This window comes from Bacillus sp. LL01, assembly GCF_001037965.1.
The window spans coordinates 721,242-742,435 of sequence record NZ_LFEL01000001.1; the positions used below are offsets into that span (position 1 = coordinate 721,242).

The window sequence follows — 21,194 nt, forward strand, 5'->3', positions numbered from 1 at the left end:
GTCTACCGCTATCTCCCGCTGGAGTCTCACACCTTGCACTCCAGTCATCAGGGGGGACAGCAATTCACATGCAAAGACTTACTACAGAAAACTGACCTTCACTTCTCCGAGTGTTTGGAATTTGGCTTCAAATTCATCTCCGGCTTCTGCATTTACTGCTGCTGAGAGGGCACCTGATAGGATGATTTCTCCTGCTTTCAGTGAAATGCCGAACTCGGATAGTTTATTGGCAAGCCAAGCGACACAATAGGCAGGGTCACCTAGAGCAGCTTTTCCAATGCCCTCGTTTACAAGTTTTCCATTCTTAAAGAACGACATCTTCTCTTCTTTAAGATTCAGTAATGGAGGAGAAATCATTTTTTCACCAAGTACATAAAGGCCTGAAGAAGCATTGTCTGCAACTGTGTCACAAAGCTTTATTTTCCAATTCTCAACCCGGCTGTCGACAACCTCCAATGCAGCTACCACATACTCTGTAGCATCAAGCACATCCTCCACAGTTATATTTGGTCCGGATAGATCTTTTTTTAGAGCAAATGCTATTTCTCCCTCCACTTTCGGTTGAAGAAGCTGTTGCCTAGAAATCAATCCTTTGTTCTCGACTTCCATCGAGTGAAGGAGATGACCATAATCCGGTTCATCCACTCCCAGTAGCTCTTGCATCGCAAGCGAAGTTAGACCGATTTTTTTCCCGCTAATCGTTTCCCCGTTTTCCTGCTTTATTCGAATTGTATCCAGTTGAATCTGATACGCTTCTTCCACCGTTAAATTAGGCTGAAATTCTGTCAAAGGAGTTATGCCTTTTCTGGATTTTTCAGCGCTGATCAACAGGTCTGACAGTTCTTTCGTTTGAATGGACAAATTCAGAACCCTCCTCTCTATTATTAGAGTTTTATCGTGACATTCGATAGTTCACTGTAAAAATCAAAGCTATGCATGCCGCCTTCCCTGCCAATGCCACTTTGTTTCATACCGCCGAATGGGGTTCTTAAGTCTCTTAAATACCAAGTGTTGATCCAGATGATTCCTGCTTCAATTTCTCTTGCAACACGATGAGCACGGCGCAAGTCATTTGTCCAGATGGTTGCCCCTAATCCGTAATGGGTATCATTTGCCTGCTCCAGCACCTCTTCTTCCGTTTCAAAAGGCAGAACAGTAACGACCGGGCCAAAGATTTCTTCCTTCACACATCTTGCATCACGGTCTAAACCTACCACGATAGTCGGTTCAATGAAGTACCCTTTTTCCATTGAGTCCGGGCGACCTCCTCCAGTTAAAATGGTGCCCCCCTCTTCTTTAGCCAATTTTATATAGGAAAGAACGCGATCATAATGTTCTTTACTGATAACAGCACCTACTTTTGTGGATCTGTCAAAAGGATCGCCTGTCTGAAGTTCTTTCGTTCTGGCTGTGAACTTTTCCAGGAACGTCTCATAAACGGAGCTTTCCACATAGATTCTTGAACCGCATAAGCATACTTCCCCTTGGTTCATGAAACTTGATTTTAGAGTGGTATCAATGACTTCATCCAAATCGGAGTCTGCAAAAATGATATTCGGATTTTTTCCTCCAAGCTCATAGGAAAGCTTTTTCAGTGTAGGAGCTGCCGCTTTCATTATGGCGGACCCTGTTTTTGTTTCTCCTGTAAAAGTTATCGCATCTACATCTGGATGTTCCGTTAAAGCAGATCCTGCAGAATCTGCTCCAAAGCCGTGAACTAGGTTTACCACCCCGTCAGGCACTCCCGCTTCCTTGCATATTTCCACAAGAACCGTAGCTGTCATCGGGGACCATTCAGCAGGTTTCATGACCGCTGTATTTCCTGCGGCCAGACACGGAGCCAGTTTCCACGTTAATAAAAGTAATGGAAGGTTCCATGGGTTAATCATCCCCACAACCCCTACCGGTCTTCTGATGGAATAATGAAGAGCGACATTATCCTGCTGGTAGGATTCACCACCCATGGATGTTAAGAAGTCTGCAAAAAAATAGAAATTGTATGCTGAGCGGGTAATGTCCATTTCTAAGGCCAGTTCATATGGCTTACCAGTATCGAGCGCTTCAAGGACAGCCAGTTCTTCTTTTCGCTGTAAAATACCATCGCCGATTCTTCTCAGTAGATCGGAGCGTTCTTTGGTAGTGAACTTTTTCCACGGACCCTTTAACGCCTTTTTGGCAGCGGTAACCGCTCTATCAATTTCTTCTTTTCCACCTTCCGCCACTTTTCCGATTACTTCTTCTGTTGCCGGATTAATATTGTTAAAGGTTTTCAGATTGATAGAATCGATGTAACTGCCGTTGATAAAGTGACGACAATCTATTGGTTTGATTTTGCCAGGAATATATTCCTTTACTTGCATCAGACAACCCTTCCTTTCTACAAGGTATTCTTTAACACCGCTGTTGATTTCCGCACAGGGCTTCGCTTTCCACGGGGCACTTGTGGAGCCTCCTCGGCAAGCCTGCGGGGTCTCCACTAAGCGCTACCTCCCGTTGGAGTCTTCGCCCTGTGCTCCAATCAACAGCTAGAGTGTCCAACGACCATCTAAATTCGTTAATACCGCTTTCCAAAATTAAGACTCCCTCTCATCCAAGAGAGAGAAGGAGTCGTTACTCTGCAATTTCAACAATTAATTCAATTTCGATGGCGGTATTGTTGGGCAGCTGTGCCATACCCACTGCAGAACGAGCATGTCTCCCTCTTTCTCCGAACACCTCCACCAAGAGATCCGACGCACCGTTCATCACTTTGGGCTGATCGGTAAAGTCTTCTGTACTATTGACAAAGCCTAACATCTTCACCACTTTTTTCACTCTACTCAATTCACCCAATTCATGCTTCAATACACTTAGCAGATTAAGCATCGATTGGCGGGAAGCCATGTACCCCTCTTCAATGGTAAAATCCCTGCCCAATTTACCATGATATTGATCCACTCCCTGGCCGGCGGTGAAGATTAGATTACCCACTCTGACATGGCTGACATAGTTACCGACTGCAGGTCGCACATCCTTTAACTCAAAACCTAATAGTTTCAGCTTTTCCTCTGGAGTCATCAGCTTTTGTTCCATAGTCAAAATCGGTCTCCTTTATATTTAAAAATTCCAACGCATTCTTCCCTAACAGCATCTTTTTGTCCAATTCTGATAGCTCCTCCATCTCATCTATCACTTTCCCTGGTGGAACTTCACGTAACAGGAATGGATAATCAGACCCCATGATCACTTTATCGATACCAAATCGATCAATTAGATATTTCATCGTAAGAGAATCATAGTTTAAAGAGTCGAAATAAAACTTTTTGGCATAATGGCTAGGAGGATGTGTCGTAAGCCTTAGTTGCGGCCATACCTCCCACCCTTTATCCAGACGCGGTAATACATACGGGAACGAACCTCCACCATGGGCAAAACAGATTCTAAGGTTCGGGAACTTCTCCATTACCCCACTCCAAATCAAACTTGCAGCAGCAAGAGCAGTCTCACTTGGCATACCGATGGTGTACATGAAATTATGCCTAGGAGTGCGGTCCTTCGCCATCGTTTCCCAAGGATGAATGAATAAAGGTACATTCCATTCCTCTGCCATTTTAAAGAACTCGGTCAAATGCGGGGAGTCCAGGTTCTCTCCGTTCACATTTGTTCCGATTTCAATTCCGGCAAGCTTGAGGTCATGCATACATCGATCCATTTCCTGAATCGCCACTACCGTATCTTGAAGCGGTACGGTTCCTAATCCGATAAATCGTTTGGGATACTCTTTCACCGTCTCTGCGATGAAATCATTTTGAAGTTGTGCCATTTCAAGGGCCGCTTCTTTGTCTGCCCAATAGGAAAAAGTCACAGGGATTGGGGACAACACTTGAATATCCACACCCTCCCTGTCCATATCCTGGATGCGCTTATGAGGACACCAAACCTGATCGGTCACTTCCCGAAAAACCTTCCCAGCCACCATAATGTTAGCTCCGCACGTACAAGTCTGATGCAAGGTCGGCCAGCGGTCACCTCCATGTTTTTCTGCAAAGTCAGGAAACTCCTTGGGGATGATATGCGTATGGAAATCTATTCGCATTTCCACACATCTACTTCCTCTGGCATCACATGACCGCAATGGTCGCATGTGCGCAGCTCTTCGCTTCCGTTGAACTCCTCTATTGCTCCTTTTACCTGAGTTTCAATATTGGTCAATTGAACTGTCACTCGATGCATTTCTTCATTACAGTTGTCGCAGAACCAAACGAAATCCTCCAGCTCCCCCTTCTCTCTTTTTCTCTCCAAAACAATTCCATACGTGTCTGCTACACGGTGGGGCGAATGCGGTACATTTGCCGGGAGCATGAACATCTCCCCTTCTCTAACTGTTACCACTTCCCGTTCTCCGTTTTCATTGATGCATTCTACATAACAGTCTCCTTTTACTTGATAAAAGAATTCATCAGAAGGATCGACATGAAAATCCCTTCTTCTGTTCGGTCCACCTAATAACATGGCGATAAACTCGGAGTCTTCCCAAAGAACTTTGTTATTTACCGGTGGTTTCAATAGGTGTTTATTGTCCTCAATCACTTTCATAATGTTCATCGATCTCGTTTTTAATGCCATTTTTACTTCCTCCTCTTCATATTGTAAGCGCTATCATATTGCGCTAATATAACCCAGTTCTTTTGAAATTTGCTGGGAGGTACGCAGCATGCTCTGAATAATGGATTGCTTTTGCTCCCCTTGCATATATGAGATTGGCCCAACCATATTGAGAGCGGCTACAGTCTGTCCTGTGTATGAATGAATAGGTGCGGCTATTCCATATAAACCTAACTCATTCTCATTGTTGCTGATGGCATACCCTTGCTCCCTGATTTCTTCCAGTTCTTTTTTAAATTTCTTCACACAGGTAATGGTATTGGGAGCCCGTTGTAGCAGACCCTTTGAAATAGTCGGCTGGATGAAAGATGGGTTAAAGGACAATAGAACCTTTCCTGTACTTGTGCAGTAGGCCGGTTTTCGTGCCCCAACAAAAGTGGGAACAGGTACCGAATTTTTAGCAGATACCTTCAGGACAAACCGTACTTCTCCAGCATCAAACATACCGATATGAACGGTTCCGTTGTACTGGCGGACAAGGTCCTCCACAATTGGAATCGCCTCGCTGTAAATCTCCTGCTGATACATGACATGGTTACTCCACTCCAGCAGCTTCCATCCAAGGCGGTATTTTTTTCTGCTGTCTTGAATCAAGATCCCTTCATGGCATAAAGTACTCACAATATGATGAACCGTACTTACGTTCATACCTAACTTCTCTGCAATTTCCCGGTTACCCAAAACTGGCTCATTACCTGTAAAACAGTCCAAGATCTTAGCGACTTTCAGCACAGAGGATATCATGTCTTCGCCCCTTTTTCATCAAAGTTCCACAAGAAGTATCAGAATATATGTAATATTCTAATATTTATACAAAGAACGCCATTTCCCTCTATTTTATAGGCTCTTTTATCAAAGTTTGTTGCTATTCACTAGTAAAAAGTCGGCTATTGGACTTTTTCGGCTTATCTACTCAAAAAATAGGCATGTAGTTTACTCTGGATACCCGAGAAAAGAGCACGATAGTAAGGAATATAACGGTAGGTTGATAAATACGAAAAAGCAACAAAGTTTACGAAACAGCCATTTTATATAAGGTTTTTTTCTGGTTTTGTCGTATCCTTCAGAGCCTGTTCAGCCATTTCGAATTTATTCTTCCGTTTGTACTGATTGTAGAAAATCGCTCTTTTTCTGATCGGATCCCCAGTATAATAACGTTCATATTGCAGGAGGCGTTGTCCGAATGCTTCCCCGCAGAGGTCCCATGCTAATTTGAATATGCGGACACGTTCTTCTGCACTCACCCCTTCACGTCCTCCAAAATACTTGTCCAAGTCTGGGCGCAATTCTTGATTCTCGAAGTCAGCCCCTGTAGGAGACATCAGGAGGCCTCCAGCTCCAATCACTTGCATCACTTCAATCGCCCGCGGATACATTTTTGGCAACAGACCCCTTATCGTTTCAAGCGGTGCAGGTGCTGGGCGGTATTCTCCATCCTTTGTCACTTCGTACTCGTATTCGGAAACCCGTAACAGTGCGCGGATCGTCTCCACAGCTTGAACCAATTCCCCAAGGTCATTTTGCACATTCAGGAACCCATCCACACCGATCGAGTCGGCTACTTTACATGCCACTTCTGTTGCGAAGGCCAATTTCACATACCCTCTTACCCCGGACTGATGAGCAGGCTGCTGGGCAATTCCTGTCATTGGATATAAGGAGTTGGCCGCTTCGACATTGTTATACATAAACACCCTATCCCATGGCACTGTCACATCGTCAAATGCAAGGATGGCATCCATTTCTTCAAACTTTGATGCCAATGGATGATCGAATACAGATCGCTTTCCATCCTGCATCGGTTCGCGGCAAATAATCCGTAAGCCAGGCGTATCAATAGGAATGGCAAAGGCCAATGCATAGCGCTCATCTCCTGCTTGGAAGCCCGGGAAGGAGTAGATGATCACCTCATCAGTAATAGGAGCCAAAGTAGCGAGCATTTTTGCACCTCGGACCACTAATCCCTCCTTCGTTTCTTTTACAGTCCCTAAGTGAGTAAACAAGTCCTTTTGTTCATAAGAAGCTTTACTTCGATCATTTTGTGGATTGATGATCGCATGTGTTAAAAATAGATCATTATCCCTGATATGCCGATAATAGTTTCTTATATTCACTGACCAGTCCGGATTATATTTATCCAGGAACCATGAATTGCTTGCCATGGATGTGACTACTACATTCAGGAAATCTGGTGTTCTTCCCATCAAACCGAATGTTGCTCTTGCATATGCTTCAAACAATCTGCTGCGTGCCATAAGGTCTTCATGTGACCTTGGTACAAGAAAAGCATTGTTCACCCGCTCACCTGTTTCCTCACACACATGCGTAATCTTTTCCTGATATTCTGTATCAAACTGAAGATCATAAAGCTTGGCGATTTCATGAATTGGTTGTTTAAAAACATCTTCGTTATATAAGTCCTCCACTTTCCGTCCCCCAAGCCAGACTTCAGGCTTTCTTGACCTTAAAGAGTTAATGTATTGCTCACCTGTCCTGATTCCCATTCCATCTCCCCCTCTTTATAACTCTCTATAAGCTTTCATTTCGTCTCAAAACTTAAAATGTAATCGCTTTCAAATTTTCGATAAATTAATTTCCGATGAAGATTTCACCTCCATGAAAACTTTCTTCTTACACTATAGGTCAAATTATTTATCTAAACAATCGGAAAATTTCAAATAGTGAAATTTAAAATATTTCTTGCCGAAATATCTGTATTTCAAGCAAAAAAATCCCGTTCTTTTCCGTGTAGAAAAGAACAGGACTGCTTTTACTAGTAGTAGTAACAATTTTTGAGAAAAGAGCCTAAGAGATTCTACCTCTTATTTTACTTCAAAACACCCTTCTCTCTCCCAAGCTCCTCAAAAGATTTCCCTGTTTTGACTATCCAAATCTTTGTACCCACCGGTACCTGGTTGAACAAAGCTTCCACATTCTTATTTTCCAGGCGTATGCAACCTTGTGTGACATAGCCTCCGATTGAATATGGGTTGTTTGTTCCGTGAACACCATAGGTCCGACCGTCGGTGTCCTCTGCATCAAATCCGATCCATCTTGTGCCAAGGGGATTCTTCGGGTCTCCGCCAGCAATGTCTTTTTTGCGATAGTATGGATTGATGGCCTTTACGGTGATAGTAAACTCGCCTTCAGGAGTAAGCTCTTTGGATTTACCAGTGGCTACTGTATGTACCTCTTTCAATTCTTCACCTTGAAAATAGGCAAGTTGATTCGTCTGCTTATTCACGATAATATATGGATCGCCCGGAAGAGGATTTGGTCCAAGCGGCCAGAGTGGTGAAGTCACCAACGCAAAAATTAAAGTAAAAATGAACACCTTTCATCCACCTGCCTTTTAGGTATAGTGTGGATGAAAGGTGTTCATTCCATTCGTTTACTCGGAAGTTTTCAATCCAATAAAATCACTCTTCAAAATCAGGTATTGTTCAAACTCTTTCAGAAGGTGACGAAGTGCTGCCCTTGTCTCAAATTCCTCACGGGTTTGAGGCAGTGGCATTTCCTGAAAGGTTTCGTGCATATCGCGTAAACGCTGCAAAAAAAGATAGGCTGTATTTCCCCCATGAATGGCATGTTCAATATCCTCAATAAAGTCGGCGACTGTGTGCGCCTGCTCGACATCGTGTTCAATGGTGGCGACAATCGGTAGCATCCGCTCCATGACATCCAATTGCTTTTCCCTCATTTTAAAATAGAAATAATGATGATTTTCCTCCCGTTTAAAATGATTTTCGACATCACGGAAGGCCAAGCTTTTGGCTTCTTTCAATATTTTATTCGTTTCGGGTATTTCATGGCCATCCCAGCCTCGATCACCATGCCGCAGAAAATGGGCAATCTCCGTGAAGACCTTATGGAAATTCTCCTCTATTTTCAGTTGATAGCTCTTTAGTTCCTTGTCCACACTTGGCATGTAGGTATTTAAAATAAGTGCTACACCTATTCCTATGGAAATGATGCTTAGTTCATTTATGACTAATCCAATCGAATAAGCTTCCACAGAATACACATGAAGGAGAATGACTGAACTTGTGGCAATTCCCTCTGTAATCCGGAGCGAAACTGTAACCGGTATGAAAAACAACAATAGTAATGCGATGGAAACAGGATTATACCCTAGCAGTTCAAAGAATACATAGCCGAATACCAAGCTCAAGGAACATGCCAAGAAACGGGCTGTGGCCACTTTCCAAGACTTCCTTACTGTATTCTGGATACAAAGGATTGCAATGATTCCAGCAGACGCATAAAAGTCCAGATTCAGCAGTTGGGCGATACTGATGGCAATTCCTGTTCCTAGAGCAGTTTTGGTTGTTCGGTACCCAATTTTAAATTTTCTCATGTTTCAAGCTCTCCCGACTTTCATTTGTTCAATATATCACATAGTACAACTATACAGGAAAATTGGTGGGAGGTGTTTACATATCCATTATTTTAATAGCTGCTCAAATTCATTGACCAGTTCCTCATACCTTTTCAACGATTCCTCAATCGGCTCTTTTTTGCTCATATCCACGCCAGCGCGCTTTAATATATCAATTGGTGGTAGGCTGCCGCCCGATGAGAACAGCTCCTTCAATATTTTATTCTGGGCACCCGCACCGCCGTCTTCTAGTTGTTCGGCAAGTGCTGCAGAAGCGGCAAAGCTCGTTGCATACTGATAGGTATAGAAACTCGAACGGAAGAAGTGAGGTACTCTGGCCCATTCCATGGCAATCTCCTTATCCACTTCCACACTTTTGCCGTAATACTTCTTATTTAAATCATAGTAGACCTTTTTTATTGCTTCAGCATGTAACGGTTCTTCATTTTGACCCATTTCATGGATAATCTTTTCAAATTCCGCAAATTGTGTCTGACGGAAGAGTGTCACACGGAAATCTTCCAAGTATTGATAAAGGGCGTGAAGCTTTTCCTCTTTTGTAGCAGCTTCATTCATCAATTGCTTATGGAGAAGATGCTCCTGCAAGGTGGAGGAAACTTCGGCAGTGAAAGTTACATACCTTGCATCCTGATAGGGTTGATTTTTATTGGAAAAGTAGGAATGCATCGCATGTCCCATTTCGTGAGCGAGCGTCAACACATCACTTGGCAACCCCTGATAGTTCAGGAGCACAAATGGATGGGAATCGTATGAACCGATTTGATAGGCACCATTAGCTTTCCCAGGAGTATTATAGACATCCACCCAATTGGAAGTGAGACCATTGGATAAGGCTTTCAAATACGTTTCTCCTATCGGCGATAATCCTTTTATGACTATATCCTTTGCTTCCTCATAGGGAATCTTCTCCTCTTGCGTAAAAGGAGATGGTGCGGATAGGTCATACATATGCATCGAATCGATGCCAACATACTTCTCTTTTAGCTTTAAGTATTTATGCAACAGTGGGAGTCCCTCTTCTACGGTATCAATCAATTGTGTATAAACTTTCGGGTCCACGTCGTTCCCCTCCAGATGGGCTTCAAGGGAGGAAGGATAATTTCTGGTTGTCGCAAAAAAATTGTTGGCTTTGACAATATTGGCGAGCATGGAAGCAAAGGTATCCTTGTAGTTTTCAAGCGTCTGATAGTACGTCTTGAAGGCAGCCTTTCTCACTTCCCTATCTTTACTGGACATATAGACTGAATAAAGCGGTGCCGACATTTCATACATTTTGTCCTTTACCGTAAAGCTTGGCAGGACAAGATCTTTTGACATCATCGTAAAAAGTTCGCTAGGAGCGTTTACTATCGGCATTGTTTTAATCAGCATCTTTTCCATTTCAGGCGGCAAGGAATGTGCTTTTTCATCATAGGTTTCTCTCAAATGATTGTAGTAGGGTTTGAGTTTTGGGCTTTTCAATAGGCTATCCCATTTGTCTTTATCGATTGCCTGCAACTCATTGGCGAACCATGCTGTCCGCTCCACCACATACATCATCATGTTCTGACCTTCATCTGATAATCCTTGAGCAGATGTGTTGCTGATATCTACATCAAGATTGATACGTGAATAGACAAAAATTTTCTCCATCACTCGAAACAGCTCAAAGTAATCCTCCAACAGATTAAGAATCTGTTTATCGCTGTCGAGCTTTTCTTCTTTTTTGGCAAAACGGTCCGCCAGTTTTTTAGCTTTGTACACATCCTGCTTCCATTGGGTTTCATTCTCATAGAGGGTCTGAAGATTCCATTTATATTCTTTTGGAATGTCAGCGCGCGATTTATAGGCTGGACTTTCAGCATATGTGAAAGTAGTGGTTAAGATCAGAATGACTGTTAGAAAAAAGGTTGTGATAGTCCGTGTGGTTTTCATCGTGGTCCTCCCTTAGTTGCTGCTAAGAGTTAGTGTTTGTTTTCCAGCTTTTTCTATACAGAAAGTTTTGGGTTTTTGTGGAACGAAAACACCACCATCACTCCGACCGAATGATAAAGTTTTTCACTAAGAATAGTAAAAATACAATATGCACCACCAATCCTACAAAGAAGTACAACCAAATTTCTGTAGTACCCTCAAACATAAGTGCCCACACAGGCCAGTAGGTAGGGGAAAACATGAGCAGCCAATGCAAACCACCAGGAACAAAGTAGGCTACAACAGGTATGATGATACTAACACTCAGCACTTTGTTCAATGCCAGCCCCTCCACCTTATTTGCTGCAAAAATTGCTAATATTAATGCGAAAATTGGAGCCTCCAAAGCATAAAGAATGCTCAAAATAATAGTAGTCCACCAGTTTAGATTCAACAGATCGGATAAGCCAATAACTACAAAAAACAATAAAAATGAAAGAAAAAAGGTGACCAAGATCCGATAGCGAATATAGCCTGTTTTTTCAAGTGGTGTCACAGCATAATATGCTAGCAATCCCTCATCCCGGTCATCAAGTAGCATAAACCCTGTAATCATTCCAATCATGGACGGTGTCATCAAAAGAGTTACTCCCATAATCAATCGGAGATGATCATATAGGTCAACGTTTGCAAATTGGAGTACCAGTTCTGCCATAAAAGGAAAACCAAATCGGAAAAGAACCGCAATTAATATAGGTACAAGTATCCCTACCAAAAGAATGCCGTCCCTCTTTATTAAGCGAAAGTCACTGATCAATCTATCCATCATTGAACTCATGAGTTTCCCTCCCCTTTTTCCAGAACATGATTAATGAACGATTTAACCGCAAGTAAGAATAGAACGAAACTCCACACTACAAGAGTAATAATTGCATACACAACTTCTCCCCATGATATTGATTGAAAAGCGCCTTGAATCAACAAGATCCCTGCATAGCTGGGAAGTAGTTTCAATAGGACAGAGTCCCACCAATCAAATATGATGACAACCGGTAGAAAAAATACCGTTATCACCAGTGGAGACGCCAGTAAAAACTGGTTTACTGTCTGAACTCTAACAGCAAGCAGAAAACCGATAAGTGTAAAAACAATGGAACTCAACACAACACCTGCCAAAATCGGTGCAAATTGAAATTCAACCTTATGCACAAAAATCAAAATAGCTAAACTGGACACAAGTGAAATAACGGATAAAGAAAGCACTTTGGAAGCGATAAATGTTTTCACTTGGAGACTGGTCATAAAAAGAGGGCCATAGACGTTCTGACTTTTTTCCAGTAAAACGATTCCTCCTATAAAAAAGCAACCCAATACTGTCGGGTCAGTAAAAACGACAAGAATAGTTAGTGGTTCAATAAACTGTTGCGGTGAGGCATGAAGCAGTAAAATATAAACAGTCACCATAAATAAGTAGGCATAGTAGAATCCATGCAAGTATTGAAATCTAATGTCCGCTTTCAGCATTTTAGGTAAATTCCACATTACTGAAGACTCCTTCCCGTCACTTCCAGGAACACTTCCTCCAACGTGCGTTCTTTCGTATAAATAGATAGGATTTTTTTTGAGCTAAGAAGCCGGTGAAAAGCACCGTTTTCAGCTAGTGTTTGGAGGGGAAAGCTAGAAATGTCAGGGTGTGAGCCTTCCATATACTCCACATGCACCCGCTTTTCCATATTTCCCTGTTTCAGATTGGAAGGCGAGTCGATAAGTGCTAGCTTCCCATCGACCATAAAAGCCACACGATCGCAAAGTTCCTCTGCCAGATGCATGTGGTGGGTAGTAAGAATAATGGTTTTTCCCTCCTTCTTTTTCTGCAGCATGATGTTTTTTAAGAGTTTACTATTGTTAGGGTCAAGTCCTGAGGTAGGTTCATCCAAGAACAAGATATCAGGATCGTTTAAAAGCGCCCGGCAAAAATTAAGCCTCATTTTCATTCCTTTTGAATACTTGTGAAATCGCAGGTTGGCTGCGTCCTCAAGACCAACTTGCTTCAATAGGGCCATCGGATCTGTTGTTTCTCTTGTATATAACCCTCTAAACAGATTCATGTTTTCCAGTCCAGTGAGCTTATGATAAAAGTTAGGAAACTCGAAAGCTACACCGATGTGTTCGTAGAAATCCTTTTTCTTCCGTTTCATCTCTTGTCCGTTTATTCTGACGGACCCATGATAATCGGATAATAAGCCGATCATTATTTTTTGAGTGGTACTTTTCCCTGCACCCGATGGTCCAAGGAATCCGAATATCTCCCCTCTTTCCACATGGAAGTTAACATCCTTCAAGGTGGTATCTGATGCCTTCTTATATCGATAGTTTAAACCGGTAACTTCTATCACCTTAGTCACTCCCCCTTGAACAGTTGGTTTGCTAACGACTCTGCCATCAGCTCGATTGTAGAATTGTACACCCCTTCACCGATTTCCTTTTTATGCATGGCAAGCAGGATTAACGAACGGAAAGCTCCACTTATTACCTCCGGGGATTCCTGAACCATGCTTCCTTCCTTTTGCCAGCTTTTAATAAGTGGTGTGAGATCATCGGAGTCCTTTTTGATATGTTGCTGCATCTTTTCAGCTGGAAGCTTTCGAATGATCTGCTCCATTTCTTCCTGCTTGAAAAGTTGCTGGATGAAAGGGTTTTCCTGTACCATTCGGACTGACAACATTAACAAATTTTTAAAAGCTCTTGCTGTCATCGGGCTTTCGATCTGTTGAAGAATTTTTGCTTTCAGTTGTTCTTCCTCGTTTTCAAGAATTGCGAAATATAATTCCTCTTTTGAGGAGAAAAATAGATAGAAGGAGCCTTGTGCAATTCCAACGGACTTAGTGAGTTGGGACATGGATGTCTTTTTTAGTCCGTACTTTTGAAATAGTTCTCTTCCATTTTCAATCAATTTGGTTTGGATTGCATCACGTTCTTGTTCGCTGAATCCTTTAGCCATGTGGGTGGTCCCTCCGTTCCTTTATGAACATATGAATATTTATATTTTTTATTCATAATTTAATTATAGACGATGAATATCGTAAAGGGAAGTAGTAAGTGTGTGGAGGCAGTTACTCGTTTTCTGCATTTTCTTCATTCTTTGTCTATGAGGACAATGTTTCTGCTTTTCCCACTTACTTTGTCCTCATACGGGGGCTATGAGTACTATGTTTTGGTTTTTTCGCTTACTTTGTCATAATATAAGGCTGTTTTCGTAAACTTTGTTGCTTTTTCGTATTTATCTACTAACCGTTATATTCCTTACTGTCGTGCTCTTTTCCTAGGTGTACAGAGTAAACTACATGCCTATTTTAGAATAGATAAGCTGTGAAAAATCCAACGGCCGACTTTACTAGTGAATAGCAACAATCTTTGAGAAAAGAGCCTAATATAAACAAAACCAGCTCCAAAACAGAGCTGGTTCCACTTTTATTTCCTATAGCATCTTTTCCAAAAACACCTTTGCACGCTCGGATTTCGGTGCAGTAAAGAACTCCGCAGGCGGGGCATCCTCCACCAACATTCCGTCATCCAAGAATAATACCCGGTCCGCGACCTCACGTGCAAAGCCCATTTCGTGTGTCACAATAGCCATCGTCATTCCGGTATGAGCAAGTGCCTTCATTACTTCAAGCACCTCTTTTACCATCTCTGGATCCAATGCGGATGTTGGTTCGTCAAAAAGCATGACTTCTGGGTCCATCGCAAGTGCACGAGCAATCGCTACACGCTGCTTCTGACCACCGGACAGGCGATTTGGGTATTCCTTGGCTTTCTCGGCCAGTCCTACTTTTACAAGCAGGTCCATACCCTTCGCCTCCGCTTCCTTTTTCCCCATCCCTTTTACGGAAATAGGAGCATACGTTAAGTTTTCAAGAACCGTCTTGTGAGGGAACAGATGAAAGTGCTGGAACACCATCCCCAAATTCTGACGAACCTTATTAATGTTCGTTTTTTTATTTGCCACATCCTGATCCTTAATCCAGATGTGCCCGGAAGTGGGTTCCTCCAATAGATTCATACAACGGAGCAGTGTGGATTTACCAGACCCCGATGGCCCGATGATTGCCACTACTTCCCCTTCTTTGATTTGTGTCGAAATCCCTTTCAACACCTCTAGCTTGCCAAAGGATTTATGCAAATCTTCTATTCTAATCACTGCGTCTCATTCTCCTTTCAATGAGCTTGCCAATCAATGTCAGGATCATTACTAGCACGTAATAGATAAGTCCGGCAAACATGAATGCTTCCAAATATGCATAAGTATTCGATGCGGTCATGAAGGAACGCCTCATGACATCCATAACCCCGATGACTGTGACAATTGCCGATTCTTTTGTAAGAGTAATATATTCATTCATAAGTGCAGGTAAGATATTCTTTAATGCTTGCGGTAAAATTATGTCTTTCATCATTTGTCGATATGGCACACCAAGAGCCATTGCAGCTTCTCGCTGTCCTTTGTCAACCGCCATGATTCCAGCGCGGATAACCTCTGAAATATATGCTCCGGAATTTAACCCGAAAGCAAGGATAGCAGCAGTAACTGGTTCAAACGTTATGCCGGTTGCTTGCGGCAATCCGAAAAATATTAACATCAATTGAAGAACAAGTGGTGTTCCTCGGAAAATGGATGTATAAACATCAGCAAAAATTCTAAGTAATTTGATTCTGCCAATTTTACATAAAGCCAACAGTGTTCCAATGATAAATCCGATAATCCCTGCAAGTGTTACAACTTGAAGTGTTACCTTCACACCAGCAAGGATATAATCCATGGAACCCGAGATGGCACTGAAATCTAAGAAGTCGATCGTCAAGTGCTACCAGTCCTTTCTATCATTTTAACAAGAAAATCAAAAGGGCAAATAAAAACACCCTTTTGATTTCGATTAGGTTTATTCTTCTTCTCCACCAAACCATTTGTTAATTAACTTTTCCATCTCACCGTTCTCTTCCATTTCTTTTAGTACACGGTTGAATTCCTCCGTTAATTCACTGCCTTTTGGAAGAGCGATTGCAGAACCTTCTTCGTCAGACTCAAGTGTAAATCCGGTAAGGTCTGAATCTTTTTCCATGAAGCCTTTCATAACTGTATCTTCAATGATCGCAGCATCAAAACGGCCAGTTTTCAAATCTTGAACAATTTGTGGGATACGGTCGCGGTTTTCAATAGTAATATTCACTTCTTCCGCAATCTCTTCCGCTTTGTCATACTGAATGGAACCCATCTGAACCCCAACCGTTTTACCTTCTAAATCTTCCAAACTAGTAATGTTGCTATCTTTCAATGAAACAATCATGTGATTAGCAGTATAATAAATATCCGTAAAGTCTACTTGTTTAGCACGATCCTCTGTAGGAGTCATCCCTGCTAAAATAAGGTCAATGTTACCTGACTTCATCGCAGTAATTAAACTTCCAAAGTCCATATCTTGAACTTTTAATTCATAACCAAGTTCTTCTGTAATAGCTTTTGCAAGATCCACATCAAAACCGATAATCTCTTCTCCAACTTCTGTATCAATATACTCAAATGGTGGATAGTCAGCGGAAGTTCCCATTACTAACACTTTCTTTCCATCTTCCCCTTCTCCACTCGTTTCATCCCCATTACCGGATGTTCCACAAGCCGACAACAAGCCTACTACTAAAATACTAATTAATGAATACACGAACCATTTTTTCACAATAACTTCCCCCTGTTCTTTTTTCAGAAAAGTAAAAATTTTAACCTAATTATGAAACAAACCTACATTAAAATCAAGTATTATTATGATGTATGTTTATTCGAATAAATGTATTTTAACACATGTTAATATTTATGCAATATAGTTAATAAAGATAAATGAAGTTTTTGTATTTTTATTATTCTGAAATATTCAGTTCCTGTTATAGTTCCTTTAGTCTAAGTTCATGTTATAATTACATTGAACTAGAAAAAGGATTTGATATTAGATGAGTACAGATGCTAAATTGGACTTGATTTTGAATAATATGGTGGATTTACAACAGTCTCAAGAAGAAATGAAGAAAGAATTAAAAGACTTGAACGAAAAAACTTCCATCCTTTCTGACAATCAGATACTAATGAAAGATGAAATTAGCGGGCTTAGTGAAAAGACATTCATGCTTTCTGTAGGACAGCACCAGATAAAAGAGGAACTCCATTCTTTAACAAATTCAACTAGCACACTTCGCGAGGAATTCTATTTATTCAGGCATGAAGTAAACGATCGCTTTAATGAAATCAACGCTACCCTGACTAGAATAGAAGAGGATCAAACGAAGGACATTGAAGCGATCCTCGAGGAAATTTCTGCAAAATTGGATGAAAGAGATCAACGTGATTTTGAATCAACATAATTAATTACCTTTAACATCCCCAATGGAAATTGTCCTCGTTAAAACTTCTCTAGTAAAGCATTTATACAAATTCTTATTCAAAAAAAGTGCAGGGAGCACTTTTTACGAAAGTGTTCCCTACACTAATAATCCCTTAAGCACCCAACTCTATAGCCATCCGCTCTTTTAACTTCCTTCTTGCCCTATGAATCTTCGACTTGACAGTAGCAGGATGCATCTCTAACGCCTTGGCGATTTCCCGCTCCTTTAATCCTCTTTCCATTTTTAATACGAGCAATTTTTTGTCTTCTATTGTGAAATCTTTCATATTTTCATCTAGTAGCTGCTTCAGCATTTTGACTTCCACTTCTGCTTCAACGTTATGCCCTGCTTCTTTCCCAAGACAATCTAACACCTCTAATTCCATCGGACATCCTTTGTTTTTTCGCTCTCGTCTGACAAAATCAATAGCTGTTCTGGTTGCAATTACGCAAAGCCAAGCACCTACTTTTTCAATTTCCTTAAGGCTATCCAACTTCTTAAACGCCTTTATGAAAGTTTCCTGTACATTGTCTTCAGCCAACTGGCGGTCGCGAATAACGGAGAAGCTCACGTGAAACACTCTGTCAAAATGCTCATTGTAAATAGTCGTGAAATCCACCTATTCCACCACTCTCAAACAGATATTCACTTTAAATAAATCGCCGTCCGTTTCAATATCGAGACTACCTTCATGAAGATCGATGATGGATTTTGCAATTGCAAGGCCCAGTCCAGATCCATCTGTATGTCTAGATGTATCCCCTCTTTTAAAGCGCTCGTATAATTCCTCACTTTGATCATTCAACTCGTATTTTGATACATTTTTAAACGTAATTTTTGCTTTGTTCTCAAACTGCTGAACTTGTATATATACTCGTGAATGTTCCAGTGAGTATTTCACGATATTTCCGATTAAGTTATCAAATACACGCCACATTTTCTGTCCATCCACCATGGCATATAATGGCTTATCCGTGTTAGTAACTCGAAATTGTAAATTAGATTCCTTCAACGAACTATCATATTCCGCCAAGGCTTGTTGAAGAAGCTGATTTAAATCTACACGCTCTTTTACAAGCTCGATATTACCACTCGCCATTTTTGATACTTCAAATAGATCCTCAATTAACCCCTTCAGACGCTGTGACTTCCTTTCAATAATTTCAAGGTAGGCGGATCGGTCCTCAGCAGTCAGATCGTTTTTCTTGAGAAGCTCTGTGTAAGTAATGATAGAGGTCAACGGCGTTCGAAGATCATGGCTGACATTTGTAATCAGTTCCGTTTTCAAGCGCTCACTTTTTGCCTGCTCGTTTAAGGACACCTTTACCCCTTGATTCAATACATTTAGGTTAGCTGCCATTTTAGCAAGAATAGAGTTCCCTTTTACTTCAAGTGGATCGCCTAATTTCCCTAAAGCCATTTCTTCTGTTTTTATGGATATCTTATTAAAATTACCGACACTCTTTACTAAAAGAATGAACGTTGGCACACCTATAAATACAGCAAAAAGGAAATATAGCAGGAAGAAAGCTATATCAATAAAAATCATTAAGAAACCAAAGCCTAGTCCAAATACTATCGCAAGGAGAATGAACACTTGGATGCCTGTAGCTGTATTTAGGAATGCTTCCTTAACAACTTCATAGATGCGTTGATATACTTTTTTACAGATTTTGAAAATAATAAAGAACAAACTACTCTTCCATAGTTGCCTGGAGTCAGTCATACGCCTCATACTAGCTGTCAAATAACGCAATTGCACGTAAGTGAGTACACTTAAAATAGTTGAGATTATCACACTTATAACAAATTCAGTGAGATACATAGTGGAGCTATAGGTTAGCTGATTGATACAATCATGCACCCACATTAAACTGAATAAGAGTAATAAAGCGGAGAATCCCACCACTACTACGCTTAGGTCAACTAGAATTTTGTCATATAGATTTTGCCATTTCCCTCGTTCCTTTGGCATGGAAACAACTTTTATCATCGCGACAATCCAAATCAATAAGGCAACCAAAGACCCTATCCCAAGTCTCCAAAACCAATTTCTATTTTCTTCATAACGAGTTTTTGCAATCATCAATTCGCTATCCGTAGCTAGTCCTTTGGGAACACCTATAATCCCTTCATAATCCCCTCTCACTTCTGCTACTAATTGGTACAACCAGTCCTCATATGGCCAATTGTAGGAATTAAAATAGTCATCTCCTTTTATAGTATAAATGGTTACATATTGCATATTTTCGTCACCGAACATTCGATCTACGGAAGTTTTATTCGCGCCTACGTTGGTGAAACTTTCCCCATCTTGTTCAAAAAAGTACTGAAAATCTTGATGAAACCTTGAAAAATACGAATCGAAGTTTGAATCCTTAGCAAAGTACTCTTCCACTATTTTTTCTTTTTCCGCTTTTATTTTCTTCTCTACATGCTCATCACTAGAAAAGTTTTTTCGAATATCTTCTAATTTTGTATCTCTTTCTGCAATTACCTCCTCTGGATTCTCACTAGATTCCCCATTCTCTGCCAGTTGAATTCTTTCTTCATATTGATAGCGGATGTTATCAAGCTGAGCGTCCAATGAACCGTATTCATATCGATGCTCTTCTATTTCTTCCATCGTAACGGTAATCTTTTCTTTTACACTTTCCGCTGATATTATTCCAAACTCATTTGTAAGCAAATAGTTGGCATATTCTTGTAACTCATACTGAAACCCTTCCGTCTCAAAATAATTATCCTGATTAAACCTATCTAGATTATAGATAAAATAAAAGCTCCCGCTAAGCGCACAAACAAAAACTAGTGCCATTAAAAAAGCTACTATTCTATTTCTCCATCTTGTACCCAATCCCCCATACCACCTTTAAATATCTTGGATTTTTCGGATCTATCTCTATCTTTTCTCTAATTTTGCGAATATGGACCGCCACCGTATTTTCCGCATTGTAGCCAGGCTCTTTCCATACCCGCTCGTAAATATCATTGATGGAAAACACACGTCCAGCGTTGGTCATCAACAGTTCCACTATTTTGTATTCAATCGGCGTCAACTTGACTGGATCTCCGTGCACCGTAACTTCCTTTAATTCTTTATCAATGGTCAGTCCGTTCAAATCAATCACTTTCTTGATTCCTTCAAACGTTCCAAGTGTGACATACCTCCTGAGCTGGGATTTCACTCTTGCCACAAGCTCCATCGGATTGAACGGCTTTGTTACATAATCATCCGCTCCGACCTGCAGTCCGAGGATTTTATCGGTATCCTCACTTTTTGCGCTTAGGATTATGATTGGAATGTTCTTCTCCTCGCGAATCCTGTGCGTAGCAGAGATGCCATCGAGTCTCGGCATCATCACATCAAGCAAAATTAAATGCACCTCGTTTTCATGAAGCATCTCAAGTGCTTCCACCCCATCCTGTGCTTTCAGGACCCTAACACCTTCGTTTTTCAAATAAATTTCAATTGCATCACGTATTTCCTTCTCATCATCCACTACCAACACCGTATAGTTCGCCATCTCTCACCCTTCTCCCACTTACCATCTTTCTATAAAACCATCATATATGGTAAATCTTAAGTATTAATGAATTATTTTCTTAAGAATTTCTTAAGTTACTAACCTATTATATAACTCTTTCTAAAGGGAAAACATACCAAAACAAGTAGACCTCAGCGATTTACTAATCCGTTCTCCTTTAGGAAAATCAGCAAGTAGATAAATACTCACTAACATACTCTGTTTTTAATTGAAATAGTTAGTTTTTAGATACTTCATTATCGATGGACCATTTCAATCAAAAAAATTAGCAGGAGCATAAT

The 21,194-nt window shown here is 41.0% G+C and carries 21 protein-coding genes; 1 reads left to right on the plus strand and 20 read right to left on the minus strand.

Annotation, left to right across the window (positions count from 1 at the left end):
- Window positions 1-81: 81 nt before the first annotated feature.
- The 17 genes from AB685_RS03700 to AB685_RS03780 all read right to left on the minus strand — a co-directional run bounded on the left by AB685_RS03700 (window position 82) and on the right by AB685_RS03780 (window position 16,668).
- Complete coding sequence (locus tag AB685_RS03700; RefSeq protein WP_053073715.1) at window positions 82-861, minus strand: 2-keto-4-pentenoate hydratase; 780 nt, start codon at window positions 859-861, stop codon at window positions 82-84.
- A 23-nt stretch (window positions 862-884) separates the two neighbouring features.
- Window positions 885-2,360 carry an aldehyde dehydrogenase gene (locus AB685_RS03705; RefSeq protein WP_047969731.1) on the minus strand — a complete coding sequence of 492 codons (1,476 nt, stop codon included), beginning with the start codon at window positions 2,358-2,360 and terminating at the stop codon, window positions 885-887.
- A 250-nt stretch (window positions 2,361-2,610) separates the two neighbouring features.
- Window positions 2,611-3,072, minus strand: coding sequence for a RidA family protein (locus tag AB685_RS03710; protein ID WP_047969166.1), 462 nt, complete (start codon window positions 3,070-3,072; stop codon window positions 2,611-2,613).
- Complete coding sequence (locus AB685_RS03715) at window positions 3,020-4,075, minus strand: amidohydrolase family protein (protein ID WP_241773254.1); 1,056 nt, start codon at window positions 4,073-4,075, stop codon at window positions 3,020-3,022. The genes AB685_RS03710 and AB685_RS03715 overlap by 53 nt, the downstream gene beginning before the upstream one ends.
- Complete coding sequence (locus tag AB685_RS03720; RefSeq protein ID WP_047969168.1) at window positions 4,066-4,605, minus strand: 3-hydroxyanthranilate 3,4-dioxygenase; 540 nt, start codon at window positions 4,603-4,605, stop codon at window positions 4,066-4,068. The genes AB685_RS03715 and AB685_RS03720 overlap by 10 nt, the downstream gene beginning before the upstream one ends.
- Before the next feature lie 33 nt (window positions 4,606-4,638).
- On the minus strand, window positions 4,639-5,388 hold the full coding sequence (locus AB685_RS03725) for an IclR family transcriptional regulator (RefSeq protein ID WP_047969169.1): 750 nt from the start codon (window positions 5,386-5,388) through the stop codon (window positions 4,639-4,641).
- 284 nt (window positions 5,389-5,672) lie between these two features.
- Entirely contained in the window at window positions 5,673-7,148 is a 1,476-nt protein-coding gene (locus AB685_RS03730) for a 4-hydroxyphenylacetate 3-hydroxylase N-terminal domain-containing protein (RefSeq protein WP_047969170.1), read from the minus strand.
- 323 nt (window positions 7,149-7,471) lie between these two features.
- The gene (locus tag AB685_RS03735) at window positions 7,472-7,972 is read right to left on the minus strand and encodes a L,D-transpeptidase (RefSeq protein ID WP_128755810.1); all 501 of its coding nucleotides are present in this window, start codon (window positions 7,970-7,972) and stop codon (window positions 7,472-7,474) included.
- A gap of 63 nt (window positions 7,973-8,035) precedes the next feature.
- The gene (locus tag AB685_RS03740) at window positions 8,036-9,001 is read right to left on the minus strand and encodes an aromatic acid exporter family protein (protein WP_047969172.1); all 966 of its coding nucleotides are present in this window, start codon (window positions 8,999-9,001) and stop codon (window positions 8,036-8,038) included.
- An 87-nt stretch (window positions 9,002-9,088) separates the two neighbouring features.
- Window positions 9,089-10,957 (minus strand): oligoendopeptidase F, encoded by a 1,869-nt coding sequence (pepF, locus tag AB685_RS03745; RefSeq protein ID WP_053073716.1) that lies wholly within the window; start codon window positions 10,955-10,957, stop codon window positions 9,089-9,091.
- A 97-nt stretch (window positions 10,958-11,054) separates the two neighbouring features.
- Window positions 11,055-11,774: a hypothetical protein gene (locus tag AB685_RS03750; protein ID WP_047969173.1), complete on the minus strand. Its 720-nt coding sequence runs from the start codon at window positions 11,772-11,774 to the stop codon at window positions 11,055-11,057.
- Window positions 11,771-12,478, minus strand: a complete 708-nt coding sequence (locus AB685_RS03755) for a hypothetical protein (protein ID WP_047969174.1) — start codon at window positions 12,476-12,478, stop codon at window positions 11,771-11,773. The genes AB685_RS03750 and AB685_RS03755 overlap by 4 nt, the downstream gene beginning before the upstream one ends.
- Entirely contained in the window at window positions 12,478-13,332 is an 855-nt protein-coding gene (locus AB685_RS03760) for an ABC transporter ATP-binding protein (RefSeq protein WP_047969175.1), read from the minus strand. The genes AB685_RS03755 and AB685_RS03760 overlap by 1 nt, the downstream gene beginning before the upstream one ends.
- Window positions 13,333-13,337: 5 nt before the next feature.
- On the minus strand, window positions 13,338-13,937 hold the full coding sequence (locus AB685_RS03765; protein ID WP_047969176.1) for a TetR/AcrR family transcriptional regulator: 600 nt from the start codon (window positions 13,935-13,937) through the stop codon (window positions 13,338-13,340).
- Between the two features lie 477 nt (window positions 13,938-14,414).
- Window positions 14,415-15,137 carry an amino acid ABC transporter ATP-binding protein gene (locus tag AB685_RS03770; RefSeq protein ID WP_047969177.1) on the minus strand — a complete coding sequence of 241 codons (723 nt, stop codon included), beginning with the start codon at window positions 15,135-15,137 and terminating at the stop codon, window positions 14,415-14,417.
- Window positions 15,130-15,756, minus strand: coding sequence for an amino acid ABC transporter permease (locus AB685_RS03775; protein WP_047969733.1), 627 nt, complete (start codon window positions 15,754-15,756; stop codon window positions 15,130-15,132). The genes AB685_RS03770 and AB685_RS03775 overlap by 8 nt, the downstream gene beginning before the upstream one ends.
- A gap of 120 nt (window positions 15,757-15,876) precedes the next feature.
- The gene (locus tag AB685_RS03780) at window positions 15,877-16,668 is read right to left on the minus strand and encodes a transporter substrate-binding domain-containing protein (RefSeq protein WP_047969178.1); all 792 of its coding nucleotides are present in this window, start codon (window positions 16,666-16,668) and stop codon (window positions 15,877-15,879) included.
- Window positions 16,669-16,936: 268 nt separating this feature from the next.
- On the opposite strand from AB685_RS03780, the gene AB685_RS03785 reads away from it, so the two are divergent.
- On the plus strand, window positions 16,937-17,344 hold the full coding sequence (locus tag AB685_RS03785) for a hypothetical protein (RefSeq protein WP_047969179.1): 408 nt from the start codon (window positions 16,937-16,939) through the stop codon (window positions 17,342-17,344).
- A 133-nt stretch (window positions 17,345-17,477) separates the two neighbouring features.
- On the opposite strand, the gene AB685_RS03790 is transcribed toward AB685_RS03785, so the two are convergent.
- The 3 genes from AB685_RS03790 to AB685_RS03800 are packed head-to-tail and all read right to left on the minus strand — an operon-like array spanning window position 17,478 to window position 20,892.
- A complete protein-coding gene (locus AB685_RS03790) occupies window positions 17,478-17,984 on the minus strand; it encodes an RNA polymerase sigma factor (RefSeq protein ID WP_047969180.1) in 507 nt (168 codons plus the stop codon).
- The gene (locus AB685_RS03795; RefSeq protein ID WP_047969181.1) at window positions 17,985-20,222 is read right to left on the minus strand and encodes a HAMP domain-containing sensor histidine kinase; all 2,238 of its coding nucleotides are present in this window, start codon (window positions 20,220-20,222) and stop codon (window positions 17,985-17,987) included.
- Window positions 20,200-20,892 (minus strand): response regulator transcription factor, encoded by a 693-nt coding sequence (locus tag AB685_RS03800; protein ID WP_047969182.1) that lies wholly within the window; start codon window positions 20,890-20,892, stop codon window positions 20,200-20,202. The genes AB685_RS03795 and AB685_RS03800 overlap by 23 nt, the downstream gene beginning before the upstream one ends.
- Window positions 20,893-21,194: the final 302 nt, after the last annotated feature.